13 protein-coding genes and 1 tRNA gene are annotated in these 13,501 nt (G+C 40.0%); 12 read left to right on the top strand and 2 right to left on the bottom strand.

Going from position 1 to position 13,501, the window contains the following annotated elements; genetic code table 11:
• Nucleotides 1-70: 70 nt before the first annotated feature.
• The 6 genes from PAN07_RS16075 to PAN07_RS16050 all read left to right on the top strand — a co-directional run bounded on the left by PAN07_RS16075 (nt 71) and on the right by PAN07_RS16050 (nt 5,123).
• A tRNA-Ser gene (locus PAN07_RS16075) sits at nt 71-158 on the top strand.
• A gap of 129 nt (nt 159-287) precedes the next feature.
• Nucleotides 288-1,433, top strand: a complete 1,146-nt coding sequence (locus PAN07_RS16070; protein ID WP_269798338.1) for a DUF4767 domain-containing protein — start codon at nt 288-290, stop codon at nt 1,431-1,433.
• A gap of 133 nt (nt 1,434-1,566) precedes the next feature.
• Entirely contained in the window at nt 1,567-2,016 is a 450-nt protein-coding gene (locus tag PAN07_RS16065) for a MarR family transcriptional regulator (RefSeq protein ID WP_269798337.1), read from the top strand.
• A gap of 18 nt (nt 2,017-2,034) precedes the next feature.
• Nucleotides 2,035-2,889 carry an SDR family oxidoreductase gene (locus tag PAN07_RS16060; protein WP_269798336.1) on the top strand — a complete coding sequence of 285 codons (855 nt, stop codon included), beginning with the start codon at nt 2,035-2,037 and terminating at the stop codon, nt 2,887-2,889.
• Complete coding sequence (locus tag PAN07_RS16055) at nt 2,882-3,610, top strand: ABC transporter ATP-binding protein (RefSeq protein ID WP_269798335.1); 729 nt, start codon at nt 2,882-2,884, stop codon at nt 3,608-3,610. Before PAN07_RS16060 ends, PAN07_RS16055 begins: the two co-directional genes overlap by 8 nt.
• Nucleotides 3,603-5,123: an ABC transporter permease/substrate-binding protein gene (locus tag PAN07_RS16050; RefSeq protein ID WP_269798334.1), complete on the top strand. Its 1,521-nt coding sequence runs from the start codon at nt 3,603-3,605 to the stop codon at nt 5,121-5,123. Before PAN07_RS16055 ends, PAN07_RS16050 begins: the two co-directional genes overlap by 8 nt.
• 160 nt (nt 5,124-5,283) lie before the next feature.
• Here the strand turns inward: PAN07_RS16050 and PAN07_RS16045 are convergent, their stop codons facing one another.
• Nucleotides 5,284-5,823, bottom strand: coding sequence for a TetR/AcrR family transcriptional regulator (locus PAN07_RS16045; protein WP_269798333.1), 540 nt, complete (start codon nt 5,821-5,823; stop codon nt 5,284-5,286).
• 132 nt (nt 5,824-5,955) lie between these two features.
• Between PAN07_RS16045 and PAN07_RS16040 the strand changes: the two genes are divergently transcribed.
• The 3 genes from PAN07_RS16040 (at nt 5,956) to PAN07_RS16030 (ending at nt 8,952) form a co-directional block, all read left to right on the top strand.
• Nucleotides 5,956-6,846 (top strand): cation diffusion facilitator family transporter, encoded by an 891-nt coding sequence (locus tag PAN07_RS16040; protein ID WP_269798332.1) that lies wholly within the window; start codon nt 5,956-5,958, stop codon nt 6,844-6,846.
• A 97-nt stretch (nt 6,847-6,943) separates the two neighbouring features.
• Nucleotides 6,944-7,786, top strand: a complete 843-nt coding sequence (locus PAN07_RS16035; protein ID WP_269798331.1) for an aldo/keto reductase — start codon at nt 6,944-6,946, stop codon at nt 7,784-7,786.
• A gap of 125 nt (nt 7,787-7,911) precedes the next feature.
• The gene (locus PAN07_RS16030; protein WP_269798330.1) at nt 7,912-8,952 is read left to right on the top strand and encodes an alcohol dehydrogenase catalytic domain-containing protein; all 1,041 of its coding nucleotides are present in this window, start codon (nt 7,912-7,914) and stop codon (nt 8,950-8,952) included.
• A 39-nt stretch (nt 8,953-8,991) separates the two neighbouring features.
• On the opposite strand, the gene PAN07_RS16025 is transcribed toward PAN07_RS16030, so the two are convergent.
• Nucleotides 8,992-9,999 (bottom strand): LacI family DNA-binding transcriptional regulator, encoded by a 1,008-nt coding sequence (locus PAN07_RS16025; RefSeq protein ID WP_269798329.1) that lies wholly within the window; start codon nt 9,997-9,999, stop codon nt 8,992-8,994.
• A gap of 164 nt (nt 10,000-10,163) precedes the next feature.
• On the opposite strand from PAN07_RS16025, the gene PAN07_RS16020 reads away from it, so the two are divergent.
• Genes PAN07_RS16020 through PAN07_RS16010 form a run of 3 tightly spaced genes read left to right on the top strand, consistent with a single transcriptional unit; the run spans nt 10,164 to nt 13,491 of the window.
• Nucleotides 10,164-11,342, top strand: a complete 1,179-nt coding sequence (locus tag PAN07_RS16020; protein ID WP_269798328.1) for a galactokinase — start codon at nt 10,164-10,166, stop codon at nt 11,340-11,342.
• A gap of 11 nt (nt 11,343-11,353) precedes the next feature.
• Nucleotides 11,354-12,013: an HAD family phosphatase gene (locus PAN07_RS16015; RefSeq protein WP_269798327.1), complete on the top strand. Its 660-nt coding sequence runs from the start codon at nt 11,354-11,356 to the stop codon at nt 12,011-12,013.
• A complete protein-coding gene (locus PAN07_RS16010) occupies nt 12,013-13,491 on the top strand; it encodes a UDP-glucose--hexose-1-phosphate uridylyltransferase (RefSeq protein ID WP_269798326.1) in 1,479 nt (492 codons plus the stop codon). Before PAN07_RS16015 ends, PAN07_RS16010 begins: the two co-directional genes overlap by 1 nt.
• Nucleotides 13,492-13,501 lie beyond the last annotated feature (10 nt).

The following is a 13,501-nucleotide window of genomic DNA, read 5'->3' as shown; positions in this document are numbered from 1 at the left end:
CTCAGGTGGTTAGAGCGCACGCCTGATAAGCGTGAGGTCGGTGGTTCGAGTCCACTCGTGCCCATTAATAGGAGAATTACTCAAGAGGCTGAAGAGGACGGTTTGCTAAATCGTTAGGTCGGGTAACCGGCGCAAGGGTTCGAATCCCTTATTCTCCGTACTTAAAGAGCTGTATAGCTCTTTTTTTATTGTCTTTGTCTTATATTATTTTCTTATAACTGTTAAACATTTGATATAATGTAAGTGAAATCACTACAACAAATAGTTGAACTTCAAAGGAGTTTATTATGGAAGAAAAGAGTATTTTAGGAGGGTTGCTTGTTCTATTCATGAGTTTTTTTATGTTTGGCTGTAGTAGTCAAAGTTCCGAAAATTCCAGTCAGGATCTTAGTTTATCAACAACTGTCAATCAATCAAATACTAGCCAACAAACATCCGTAGAGTCTAAGAAAAATTTTAAAGATTTCTACAAGCCAGTTTTTGATAATTACCAAAAAATTCTTTCTACACCGAAGGATGTTAATGCAATCGCTGAACTCTATAAGACTTTACATAGGGGTGAACGCCCTATCAATAGTTGGTCAGTTGAAAATGCGGTTTATCAAGCTGATAAGATGAGTTATTCCTATGCGGATCTTAATCAAGATGGTGTAGAGGAATTATTAATAGGCGTTGAACAATCTAATGGTGATTATTTTATTTCGGGTCTTTATTATCTTGTAAATGAGAAACCGATACTTTTAGCAGAGGGCTTTGTAGCAGGTCATGGTGGGGCTAGAAATTTTATGAATATCTATAAGGATGGAGATATCTTAGAATTAAGCTGGTCATCTGGTACAGGTGAAGGTAGGGGAGTACTTTATCATCTGAATTCTGGCCAGCAAGCAGCAAGTAAAGTTCAGGAACAGGACATTCGTGTACCAGGTAACAAAAGTTTGCATTCTGATTTTGGAAAAGCAGAGGCAGAATTAATGAATTTCAAGCAACTAGATTGGCACAAATTTGAAACTCCTACTAGCTCTTCGATTTCTGAGGAAAATCAAAAAGCTCCTTGGAATGCCAACAAATCTGCTAAATTGGAAGCTTTTATTAAATACTGGGGAGAAAGACTTGGTCAACCTAATTACAAAAAGGGGATTGCTGGAGGCGATGTCGGCGCAGATAATCTCTATACCTTTGGGGATGGGCCGAGTGTCAAAATGGACGCAGAGTATACAGATACTGGTTTAGGAAATGCTCAATATCGAATTGTAGAACGCTATAGTAACTGGGAAAAATTTCCAGATGTTCATAGTTACTTCTTTGCGATAACCAATACAGGAGAAGCGATTGTTTTTCATTCTCCAACAACAAATGGTGGAATCATGTACTTAAAACCGACAGAAAATACAGAAATCCAAGCAGAGTTTAAACGCTTGGTTGAGGAAGACTAAAAGAAAAAGAGTTTAGCACTGGCTAAACTCTTTTTTTAAAAAAATATTATTTCGATATCGAAATAGTTGACAGATGTAATTTAGGGTGTTACAATAGTTCAAAAGGTTCGATATGGAACAAAAAGGAGACAAAATGGACAAGATGTTAGGAGGATATCAAGCTCTACAGATTCGATTGTTAAATGGGCGTATCTTTCAAAAGTTGCTTAGCAAGGAACCAGATGCTCAATACAGAAGTGAGCAAGGGAAAATTTTAACGATTTTGTGGAAGCAAGAGTTGGGATGCGCTACTGCGACAGATATCGCTCTTGCGACGGGTCTAGCCAATAATACATTGACCAGTATGGTTAAGAAATTGGAAGAACAAGGCTTGGTCACTATTCAACCTTGCACGCAGGATAAAAGGAAAAAATATATCTCTTTGACAGACCTCGGTTGGGCGCAAAAAGAAATTGGAGACCGTGTCAGCAAAGAACTGGGAGAGATTTTTTATCAAGGGTTTTCAGATGAAGAAATCCGAGAATTTGAAGCCTATCAAGAGCGAATTATCTCAAATCTAAAAGCTAAAGAAAATGAAATCTAGGGAAAGGAAGTAACAGTTATGATCGGAATTACAGGTGTAACAGGGAAATTAGGCTCCTATGTGGCTGATCTTGTCGATAAAAAAGGAATCGCTTCCGTCCATCTAGCAAGAAGCCCAGAGCGTGCAAAAGTCTACGCGTCTGCAGAAATCCGTAAAATAGTGTATGCCAATACTCCAGAGGTGGTCGAGGCCTTAAAGGGTATCGATACCTTGTTGATGGTATCTGCTCGGGAAAATCCAGAGCGTGTCAAGGAGCACAAGGAGTTTTTAGATGCTGCAAGACTAGCAGGGGTGCAGCATATTGTTTATACCTCTTTTTATGGGGCAGATGAGAAGGCAACGTTCACTTTGTCTCGAGATCATGCCCAGACGGAAGCCTATATCAAGGAGTTAGGGTTCACCTATACTTTTTTGAGAGATAATTTTTACTTGGACTTCTTGATTGATATTGCACTTGAAAATGGAGAAATTCGTGGTCCGGCTGGCAGTGGCCTGGTATCAGCTGTTGCCCGTAAGGACACATCTAGGGTTGCAGCAGAGATTCTTTTAAATCCTAAGGAGTGGGAAAATCAAACCTTGAATCTGACAGGGCCAGAGGATCTTTCCATGGAAGAAATCGTAGCGCTTCTCTCAAAGGAGACTGGTAAGGACATCACGTATATAGATGAATCAGTAGAAGAAGCTTATGAGTCACGAAAAAAGTGGCCAGCACAAACTTGGGAGTACGATGCTTGGGTCAGTACTTATACAGCGATTAAAGTTGGCGAACAGGCTGGAGTTTCAACAGATATCGAAAAAGTCCTAGGGCATCCAGCAAGTAGCCTATTGGATATTCTTAGAGATAGAAAACTTATTGAGGAAGAACATGATTGAATACAAACATGTAGCCTTGCGCTACACGGATACAGACATTTTAAAAGATGTTAATCTCCGCATTGAAAATGGAGAATTCATGGTGCTAGTGGGTCCTTCAGGATCTGGAAAGACCACCATGCTCAAGATGGTCAATCGTCTCTTGGAGCCGACAGATGGCAATATCTATATGGATGGGAAGCGCATCAAGGACTATGATGAACGGGAGCTACGTCTCAGTACTGGCTATGTCCTTCAGGCCATTGCCCTATTCCCTAACTTAACAGTTGCGGAAAATATTGCTCTCATTCCTGAGATGAAGGGCTGGAGCAAGGAGCAAATTGCTTCTAAAACAGAAGAACTATTGAACAAGGTTGGTCTCCCTGCTGCAGAGTACGCTCATCGGTTACCAAGCGAGTTATCTGGTGGGGAGCAACAGCGGATTGGCATTGTGCGGGCTATCATTGGGGAACCAAAAATTCTATTGATGGACGAACCTTTTTCAGCCTTGGATGCCATCTCTCGCAAGCAGTTGCAGGCTCTTACCAAAGATTTACATAAAGAATTTGGTATGACGACGATCTTCGTTACTCATGATACGGACGAGGCCTTGAAATTAGGCGACCGAATTGCAGTGTTGCAGGATGGAGAAATTCGTCAGGTGGCAGCCCCTGAAACAATTTTACAAGCGCCTGCGACAGACTTTGTAGCAAACTTGTTTGGAGGTAGCCTTCATGTCTAATTTGATTTCAACATTTCAAGAGCGTTTTGGGGAATGGGTAACGGCCCTCGGACAGCATTTGCAATTGTCTCTTTTGACCTTATTGGTTGCTATTTTTCTGACGATTCCGCTGGCGGTTTATCTAAATAGCCACAAAAAAGCTGCGAACTGGGTGCTACAAGTTGCGGGTATCTTCCAGACTATTCCCTCAATGGCTTTGTTGGGGCTCTTTATTCCTTTCATGGGGATTGGAACCTTACCAGCTCTCACAGCTCTAGTCATTTACGCTATTTTCCCGATTTTGGAAAATACAATCACAGCCTTGAACGGCATTGATCCTAGTCTTGAGGAAGCAGGAATTGCTTTTGGAATGACCAAGTGGGAGCGACTCAAGAAGTTTGAAATTCCACTTGCCATGCCAGTCATTGTATCGGGGGTTCGTACAGCAACTGTTATGATCATTGGGACAGCGACTTTAGCCGCTCTTGTGGGAGCTGGAGGATTGGGCTCCTTTATCCTTTTGGGAATTGATCGTCGGAATGCTAGTCTCATTTTAATCGGTGCAATCTCATCAGCCATTTTGGCCATTCTCTTTAATGTTGTTCTCAAATGGTTGGAAAAGGCAAAGTTGCGTACGATTGTTGCAGCCTTTGCTGTTATGGTGCTTGGTTTGGGAGCTAGTTATGCTCCAAGCATGATTCCAAATAAAGAGAAAGAAAATCTGGTTATAGCTGGGAAGTTGGGACCTGAACCTGAGATTCTTATGAATATGTATAAACTTCTCATCGAGGAAAATACGGATCTGACGGTGACGGTCAAGCCTAACTTTGGGAAGACAGATTTCCTTTATCAAGCGCTGAAAAAGGGTGATATCGATATCTATCCAGAATTTTCTGGAACAGTGACAGAGAGTCTCCTCCAACCATCTCCACAAATTGGGCATGACCCAGAAAAGGTTTACGAGGTGGCTCGTGATGGCATTGCCAAACAGGATCAACTAGCCTTTCTTAAACCTATGGCTTATCAAAATACTTATGCTATAGCAGTTCCCAAAAAAATTGCGCAAGAATATGGGCTTAAGACGATTTCAGATTTGAAAAAAGTAGAAGGACAGCTCAAGGCGGGATTCACTCTGGAGTTTAATGACCGTGAGGATGGAAACAAGGGCTTGCAGTCTGTTTATGGATTAAATCTCAATGTAGCCACTATGGAACCAGCTCTTCGCTACCAAGCCATACAGTCAGGTGACATTCAAATTACAGATGCTTACTCAACAGATGCTGAAATTGCTCGCTATGATTTAGTGGTTTTGGAGGATGATAAACAACTCTTCCCTCCATACCAAGGCGCTCCGCTGATGAAAGCTGAATTACTCGAAAAACATCCTGAGTTGGAAGCAGTCCTTAATAAACTAGCTGGTAAAATCACCGAGAGCCAGATGAGTCAGATGAACTATCAAGTCGGAGTAGAAGGCAAGTCTGCTGAAGAAGTAGCACGGGACTTTCTCCTTCAAGAAGGAATTCTTCAAAAATAAAAGTAAAAAGACTTTATACTAACATAAAACCCATCTTTTTTTTAAAAAAGATGGGTTTTGCTATTAGAACAAAATGAGTATGAGTTTTAGCAAGATTGCTAGTGTAATCTTAATGCTTTAGTGAGACTTGTTAAAAGTGTCTATCTAGCTAAAATAAAAGTTATCGGGAGTTCATAGCTAAAACATCTAAGTAAAAGCTCACTACTTGGTCTTCCTTATAAGATTTCCCTTTTTTGAGCCACCAGGTTAGTGTTTCGATAAAATTAGTTACGACAAAATGTTTGAGGTAGGAAGCAGGAATATTAGGATAGGCAACTTGCAAGTCCTCTGCTACCATGGGATAAACATGATGTTCTAGCTCTTTCTGTAATTGACGGAGGAAGTAGTCATTTTTTGAGAAAAGGAGGCTGGTGATATGGTCTTGATTTTTCTTAAAATGCAAAAAGATATGAGTTAAATAATCCTTTGTAGTTATATTTTCCTCACGTTCAAAAAGATGATGGAAGAGATAACGGCAGAGCTCGTCTAGGAGTAATTCTTTACTTTCATAATGGCTATAAAAGGTGGAACGACCAACATCTGCTATGTCTATTATCTCCTGAACGGTAATCGTTTCGAAGTTTTTTTGATTTAGTAATTGTAAAAAAGCAGCATAGATAGCTTTTCGAGTCTTGATGATGCGGCGATCTTGAGAAATCATATTGACACTTTGAACAAACTGTTCAGTATCGTACAAAGAGAACGGTTTGCTTCTGTCCTTTCATTGAGTTTTATTGGATAATAATAATGAACAAGATGTTCATGAATCTATTATAACAAAGGAATGAGGAATATGAAGACAAAACATGCTGTATGGGTAGCTTTTTTCTTAAATTTGAGTTTTTCAGTGCTAGAGTTTATTTTCGGAAGTATTTTTAATTCTAGTGCAGTTCTAGCAGATGCTGTTCATGATTTGGGCGATGCTCTTGCGATTGGTTTATCTGCTTGTCTAGAAACAGTCTCTAATCGTCAGGAGGATAAGCGCTATACTCTTGGTTATAAACGATTTAGTCTTCTAGGAGCCATACTGACATCCGTAATACTTTTGACAGGATCATTCATGATGATTATAGAGAATATTCCTCGCTTGATAAAACCAGAAGTAGTAGATTATCAAGGAATGCTTGTATTAGGAATTATTGCTATTATTATAAATTTACTGGCTAGTCTCATTGTTCGAAAAGGAAAGACTAAAAATGAGTCCATTCTCAGTCTTCATTTTCTGGAGGATATTTTAGGTTGGCTAGCTGTTATTGTGGTATCAGGGGTCTTGTACCTAACGGATTGGTACATCCTTGATCCACTTCTATCCCTTTTAATTTCTAGCTTTATACTCTGGAAAGCTATCCCTCGTTTTTGGTCTAGTCTTAAGATATTCCTAGATGCAGTTCCTGAGGGGCTCGATAGCGAAAAGCTAGAGCAGGATTTATTATCAGTTGAAAATGTCAAAAGTATCAACCAATTGAATATATGGTCCATGGATGGTCTAGAAAATAATGCTATCGTTCACTTATGTATAGAGGATTGGACGCGCATGGAAGATAGTAAAGAAGATGTACGCTGTTTTTTAAGACAAAATGGAGTTCACAATATTACTATTGAAGTGGATAGTAGTCCAATGAATCATGCCCAACACAAACGATGCCTTGAAGATATTGAAGGCATAAAAGCTCACGAACACTAGAGAAGTTTTGGAAAGGTTGATACTATTTTTCATTTGCTTGTATACAAATAGGTAAAATGAGTGTAAACTAAAAGTAATAAAAGAAGTAGGGGAAAATATGTATTACAAAACCTTAAACAACAATGTCAAAATGCCACAATTAGGATTTGGAGTCTTTCAGACTCCAGTAGATGAAACAAAGCGAGCAGTTCTTGATGCTATAGAGGTTGGATATCGTTCTTTTGATACCGCTCAAATCTATGGCAATGAAGCAGGTGTGGGGGAAGCTATCTTGGAATCGGGTCTTCCACGTGAAGAATTCTTCATTACGACAAAGATTTGGATTTCGAATGCTGGCTATGAAAAGGCCAAGGCTTCGATTGAAGAATCCTTGAAAAAACTTCAAACAGATTATATTGATCTTTTGTTGGTTCACCAACCTTTCGGTGATTACTATGGCACTTACAGAGCTATGGAAGAAGCCTATAAGGCAGGGCAGGTCCGTGCCATTGGTGTTTCTAATTTTTCACCAAATCGCTTTATTGATCTTCAGTATTTTGTGGAAATCAAACCAGCTGTCAACCAGATAGAAACTCATGTTTTCTATCAACAAAGAGAGGCCAAAAAGTATTTGGAGAAATACAATTGTCAAATTGAATCTTGGGGGCCTTTTGCTGAAGGGAAAAATGATTTCTTCAATACTCCCCTCTTGAAGGAGATTGGAGAAGAACATGGGAAATCTGTAGCCCAAGTAGCTCTACGTTTCTTACTTCAAAGTGACGTGGTTGTCATTCCTAAGTCTGTGCGTAAAGAACGGATGCAAGAGAACTTTGATATTTTTGACTTTGAATTAACAGAAGATGAAATGAAGAGTATAGAAGAATTGGATCAAGAAAGTACACTCTTTCATAATCATCAAGAACCAGAAACAGCAGAAAGATTTTTATCTTTTTTAAGCTAGTCTAATTTTATCATCATCAAATAGGGGGATAATCGATTAAAAGTTTCCTTCGGAAGTTTTCCTCTTACAAAATGGGATATAAAAGTGTATACTAGAATTAGTATGAAACAGAGAGGATTGTTTTTATGAAATCAGCAGTTTATAGTAAAGCAGGACAGATTGGTCTTGTTGAAGTGGAGCGTCCGCAGATTAAGGAAGCAGATGATGTTATTATCCGTATCGTGAGAACTTGTGTCTGTGGTACGGACTTATGGACATATCGTAATCCTAATATAAAAGAAGGCCGTTTGAACAGTGGTCATGAAGCTATCGGAATTGTCGAAGAAATTGGAGAGGCTATCACGACAGTGAAACCAGGGGATTTTGTCATTGCCCCATTTACACATGGTTGTGGGGAATGTGATGCCTGTCATGATGGTTTTGATGGAACTTGTGATCGTCATTTGGGCAATAGCAACTTGTCTACTGGTGTTCAAGCAGAATATATTCGTTTCCATTATGCCAATTGGTCCCTAGTCAAAATTCCTGGGCAACCTTCTGACTATACAGAGGCTATGCTCAAATCTTTCTTAAGTCTAGCAGATGTTATGCCAACAGGTTACCATGCAGCGCGTGTGGCAGATGTTAAACCAGGAGACAAGGTTGTCGTAATTGGAGACGGCGCAGTTGGTCAATGTGCAGTGATTGCTGCTAAAATGCGTGGCGCTTCGCAAATAGTCCTCATGAGCCGTTACAAGGATCGTCAGGAGATGGCCTTGGCGTCAGGTGCTACAGCGGTAGTTGAAGAGCGTGGTGAAGAAGGAATTGTCAAAGTCCGTGAGATTCTTGGTGGTGGAGCAGACGTGGCTCTCGAATGTGTTGGAACAGAAGCGGCCATTGACCAAGCTTTAGGAGTGCTTCATAATGGAGGACGAATGGGCTTTGTTGGAGTACCACACTACAATAATCGTGCAATTGGTTCTACCTTTGCTCAAAATATCACAGTAGCAGGTGGAGCGGCTTCGGTAACAACTTACGATAAACAAATCTTGTTAAAAGCTGTCCTTGATGGAGATATTAATCCAGGGCGTGTCTTTACAGATAGCTATAGTTTAGAAGATATTGATAAAGCATATAAAGATATGGACGAGCGTAAGGCTATTAAGTCTATAATTGTGATTGAATAAAAAAATGGGTGCTAGCACCCATTTTTTTGTAAGTTTTTCTTATTTATAATTTAGTGTACTTTCTCTTAATGTCAATCTAGTCCCTAACATGGTCAAACTAGGAACTTTGCGACCATGGAGCACTTCTTTGTTGAGAATATCCATGCCTGTACGCCCCATCTCTTCAGTATAAACGGTTATACTGGAAAGAGGTGGGAAGACTTGTTTGGTGAGAATAGTGTCATTAAAGGATATCATACTAACGCGCTCAGGGAGTCCGATTCCAGCTTCTTGGAGAGCTCTTAAAGCGCCGATTGCGAGACTATCACTAGCCGCAAAAAATGCTGGTGGTAGTTTATCTCCTAAGGAATCTATGGCCTCCTTCATTAAATCATAACCAGATTGGGCACTAAACTGTCCTTGAAAGACAAGCTCCTCATGATAGATCCCTTTTTCTTGTGTATAAGATTTATAGTATTTTAAACGTTTATCTTGGATGAGTTCTTCTTGGTCGGTTGTAACTTCAAGTCCAGTAAGGATTCCGATTTTTTCAATGCCCTGTTCGGTATAATAATCAATAACTTGTTTAATAGCATTTTCAAAATCAGTAATCACGCAAGTGTGGCCAAGTGAAAGTGTATCACTGTCTATAAAAACGAGAGGCTTTTGATATTCTTCAAAAGAAGAGATTTGTTCTTGGCTAAATTTCCCAATACAGAGAATACCAATGACTTCCTCACTAAGAGTGAAGGGTTGGTCATTAAAATAGCGTAAGATTTCATAGTCCAATTCCTGGGCTCTTTTTTCAATCCCTAATCGAATTTGATAGTAGTAGAGGTCTTCAAGCTCGCCTTGCTCACTTACCCATTGGATGATGGCAATTTTTTGCTTTAGTTTATGGGATTGGCCAGTTTTGAGATGCTTGGTATACCCTAACTCTTCAGCAACTGTCAAGATACGATGTCGGGTTTCTTCTGTGACAGATAGACTCTGATCGCGATTAAGGACACGGGATACAGTTGCGATTGAAACAGATGCTAATTGAGCAATATCTTTTAATGTAGCCATAATAACCCCCTTTTTAGGTTATTATATCATATTTTCTTTCTTTTTACCTATTGTTTAGTAAAATATGGGTAAAAAATATTGACCTAGGCAAAACCCTTGGGTACAATAGAAGAAAACGATTACAAGTTAAGCTTACATTAACCAAAAATCAAAGGAGAATTCATATGACACTACATTTAACTGCAGAAGAACTTCGCAAAGATTTTTTAGCTATTTTTGGTCAGGAAGCAGACCAAACTTTCTTTTCACCTGGTCGTATCAACTTGATTGGGGAACATACTGATTACAACGGTGGCCATGTTTTTCCAGCAGCTATTTCACTAGGAACTTACGGAGCTGCGCGTAAGCGTGATGACCAAGTCTTGCGTTTCTACTCCGCAAACTTTGAAGACAAAGGAATTATCGAAGTTCCTCTAGCTGACCTTAAGTTTGAGAAAGAGCACAACTGGACCAACTATCCAAAAGGTGTCCTTCATTTCTTGCAAGAAGCTGGTCATGTGATTGATAAAGGGTTTGATTTTTATGTTTATGGGAATATTCCAAATGGTGCAGGCTTGTCTTCTTCTGCATCCTTGGAGCTTTTGACTGGTGTCGTGGCAGAATACCTCTTTGACCTAAAAATGGACCGTCTAGATTTGGTTAAAATCGGAAAACTAACAGAAAATAACTTTATCGGTGTTAACTCTGGAATTATGGACCAATTTGCTATCGGTATGGGGGCAGATCAACGTGCTATTTACCTAGATACTAATACTCTAGAATACGACTTGGTTCCTCTTGATTTGAAAGACAATGTTGTTGTGATCATGAACACTAACAAACGTCGTGAACTAGCAGATTCTAAATATAATGAACGCCGTGCTGAATGTGAAAAAGCGGTAGAAGAACTTCAAGTTGCCTTGGATATTCAGACTTTAGGTGAATTGGATGAATGGGCCTTTGATGAATACAGCTACCTGATAAAAGACGCAAATCGCTTGAAACGTGCTCGCCATGCAGTTCTTGAAAACCAACGTACCCTTAAAGCACAAGCAACACTTCAATCGGGAGATTTGGAAAAATTTGGTCGTTTGATGAATGCTTCGCATGTTTCTCTTGAGCACGATTACGAAGTAACTGGCTTGGAATTAGATACCCTTGTTCATACAGCTTGGGCTCAAGAAGGTGTTCTCGGTGCTCGTATGACAGGAGCAGGTTTTGGTGGTTGTGCTATTGCCTTGGTTCAAAAAGATGCGGTTGAAAACTTTAAAGAAGCTGTTGGCAAACACTATGAAGAAATCGTTGGCTATGCTCCAAGCTTCTATATCGCTGAAGTTGCAGGTGGGACTCGCGTTTTAGACTAGGAGAGAAGAATATGGAAGCTGTAATATTTGATTTAGATGGCTTATTAGCCGATACTGAAATCATTTCTCTAAAAGTTTATCAAGAATTGCTTAGAGATTTTGGAATTCCTTTCACAGAAGAAACTTATTCTAGAGACTACAGTGGACATAGGGAAGAGGAGAATGTTCAACGATTTTTAGATACCTATGATTTACCCTGGAACTTTGACCAAACCTTGGATAAAGTTTATGAACTGGAAGCTCAAATCTTAGCCAAAGGTGTAAATTTAAAAAAAGGTGCTAAAAATTTGCTTAATTATTTGCAAAGAGAAGGCATTCCAATCGCTTTAGCAACTTCAAGTGTTGAATCTCGGGCTAGAATGATCTTGGATAGCAATGGTATACTATCCCTATTTGACCATTTAGTTTTTGCAAAAGATGTAAAGCGAAGCAAACCATACCCTGATATATTTTTAAAGGCCTGTAGTGATTTGAACGTTTTACCAGAAAATTGCTTGGTACTAGAGGATAGTGAAGCAGGGATTGAAGCGGCATCTAGAGCTGGGATTCCAGTTATTTGTATTCCAGATTTAAAAATACCAGCACAGTCTTTCTTAAATAAAACAGAACAAGTTTTTCAGGATTTGGATGCTGTTAGAGACTATTTAGAAAGTCAGAAGGAGGTTTTCTAGTGACCTTAGTAGAAACATTTGTTATCAAAGTCATTGCAGAAAGTACCTTTGAAGAGTTGGATCGTATCTATCTGACCAATCGCGTTTTAGCACTGGTGGGAGATGGAGTTCTTGAAGTTAAGACTGACCAAGATAACTTGATTGACCTTAAAGATCAGCTTGTTGAGGAAGCCGTTCGCTTGGAAACGATTGAAGATAGTCTGGCTGCGCGTGAGATTCTCGGTGCTGACCTCATGGACTTGGTAACGCCGTGTCCGAGTCAGGTTAATCGTGACTTTTGGGATACTTATGCCCAGTCACCAGAGCAGGCGATTGCGGACTTCTACCAACTCAGTCAGAAGAATGACTACATCAAACTGAAAGCTATCGCAAAGAATATTGCTTATCGTATTCCGTCTGACTACGGTGAACTAGAAATCACCATCAATCTCTCTAAACCTGAAAAGGATCCAAAAGAGATCGCAGCAGCCAAGTTGGTCAAGTCGAGTAACTACCCTCAATGTCAGCTCTGTATGGAAAATGAAGGATACTATGGTCGTGTCAATCATCCAGCTAGAAGCAATCACCGGATTATTCGTTTTGATATTTCTGGGCAGGAGTGGGGCTTCCAGTATTCGCCTTACGCTTACTTTAATGAGCACTGTATTTTCCTAGATAGCCAGCACCGTCCTATGGCCATTAGTCGCCAAAGTTTCGAACGTTTGTTAGCAATTGTGGAGCAGTTTCCTGGTTATTTTGCAGGCTCGAATGCTGACTTACCTATCGTGGGTGGGTCTATCCTGACACACGATCATTATCAAGGTGGTCGTCATGTATTCCCAATGGAAGTGGCTCCTTTACAAAAGAGCTTTACCTTTGAAGGTTTTGAATCTGTCAAAGCAGGGATTGTTCAATGGCCTATGTCAGTCATTCGATTGACCTCAGATTCAAAAGACGATTTGACCAACCTTGCTGAGAAAATCTTACTTTCTTGGCGTCAATACTCAGATCCAAGTGTTCAGGTCTTGGCGAAAAGTAATGGAACACCGCATCACACTATCACACCGATTGCGCGTAAAAGAGATGGGCAGTTTGAATTAGATTTGGTCTTGCGGGACAATCAAACATCTCCAGAGCATCCAGATGGTATCTATCATCCCCACAAGGATGTCCAACATATCAAGAAGGAAAATATCGGCTTGATAGAGGTCATGGGCTTGGCAATCTTGCCACCACGCTTGAAGAAAGAAGTAGAGCAAGTAGCAGCTTACCTAGTCGGAGAGGACTTTCTAGTAGCAGATTATCACCAAGAATGGGCGGATGAGTTGAAAGAATCCCATCCTGCCTTGACCGATAAAACCCAAGCACTTGAAATCGTCCAAGAATCTGTCGGAAAGATATTTGCTCGAGTTCTTGAAGATGCAGGTGTATACAAGAAAACGGAAGAAGGGCAAGCAGCCTTTATGCGATTTGTAAATCATGTGGGACTATTGCCATAGTGTCAGGACC

The organism is Streptococcus sp. SM5 (assembly GCF_027497975.1).
Note: the sequence above shows the minus strand (reverse complement) of the source record. Positions and strands in the feature narration are given on the sequence as shown.

What these genes read in the sequence shown, in the direction of transcription:
- PAN07_RS16070 (WP_269798338.1), top strand. Translation starts at nt 288, where the DNA reads ATGGAAGAAAAGAGTATTTTAGGAGGGTTGCTTGTTCTATTCATGAGT.
- PAN07_RS16065 (WP_269798337.1), top strand. Translation starts at nt 1,567, where the DNA reads ATGGACAAGATGTTAGGAGGATATCAAGCTCTACAGATTCGATTGTTA.
- PAN07_RS16060 (WP_269798336.1), top strand. Translation starts at nt 2,035, where the DNA reads ATGATCGGAATTACAGGTGTAACAGGGAAATTAGGCTCCTATGTGGCT.
- PAN07_RS16055 (WP_269798335.1), top strand. Translation starts at nt 2,882, where the DNA reads ATGATTGAATACAAACATGTAGCCTTGCGCTACACGGATACAGACATT.
- PAN07_RS16050 (WP_269798334.1), top strand. Translation starts at nt 3,603, where the DNA reads ATGTCTAATTTGATTTCAACATTTCAAGAGCGTTTTGGGGAATGGGTA.
- PAN07_RS16045 (WP_269798333.1), bottom strand. Translation starts at nt 5,823, where the DNA reads ATGATTTCTCAAGATCGCCGCATCATCAAGACTCGAAAAGCTATCTAT.
- PAN07_RS16040 (WP_269798332.1), top strand. Translation starts at nt 5,956, where the DNA reads ATGAAGACAAAACATGCTGTATGGGTAGCTTTTTTCTTAAATTTGAGT.
- PAN07_RS16035 (WP_269798331.1), top strand. Translation starts at nt 6,944, where the DNA reads ATGTATTACAAAACCTTAAACAACAATGTCAAAATGCCACAATTAGGA.
- PAN07_RS16030 (WP_269798330.1), top strand. Translation starts at nt 7,912, where the DNA reads ATGAAATCAGCAGTTTATAGTAAAGCAGGACAGATTGGTCTTGTTGAA.
- PAN07_RS16025 (WP_269798329.1), bottom strand. Translation starts at nt 9,999, where the DNA reads ATGGCTACATTAAAAGATATTGCTCAATTAGCATCTGTTTCAATCGCA.
- PAN07_RS16020 (WP_269798328.1), top strand. Translation starts at nt 10,164, where the DNA reads ATGACACTACATTTAACTGCAGAAGAACTTCGCAAAGATTTTTTAGCT.
- PAN07_RS16015 (WP_269798327.1), top strand. Translation starts at nt 11,354, where the DNA reads ATGGAAGCTGTAATATTTGATTTAGATGGCTTATTAGCCGATACTGAA.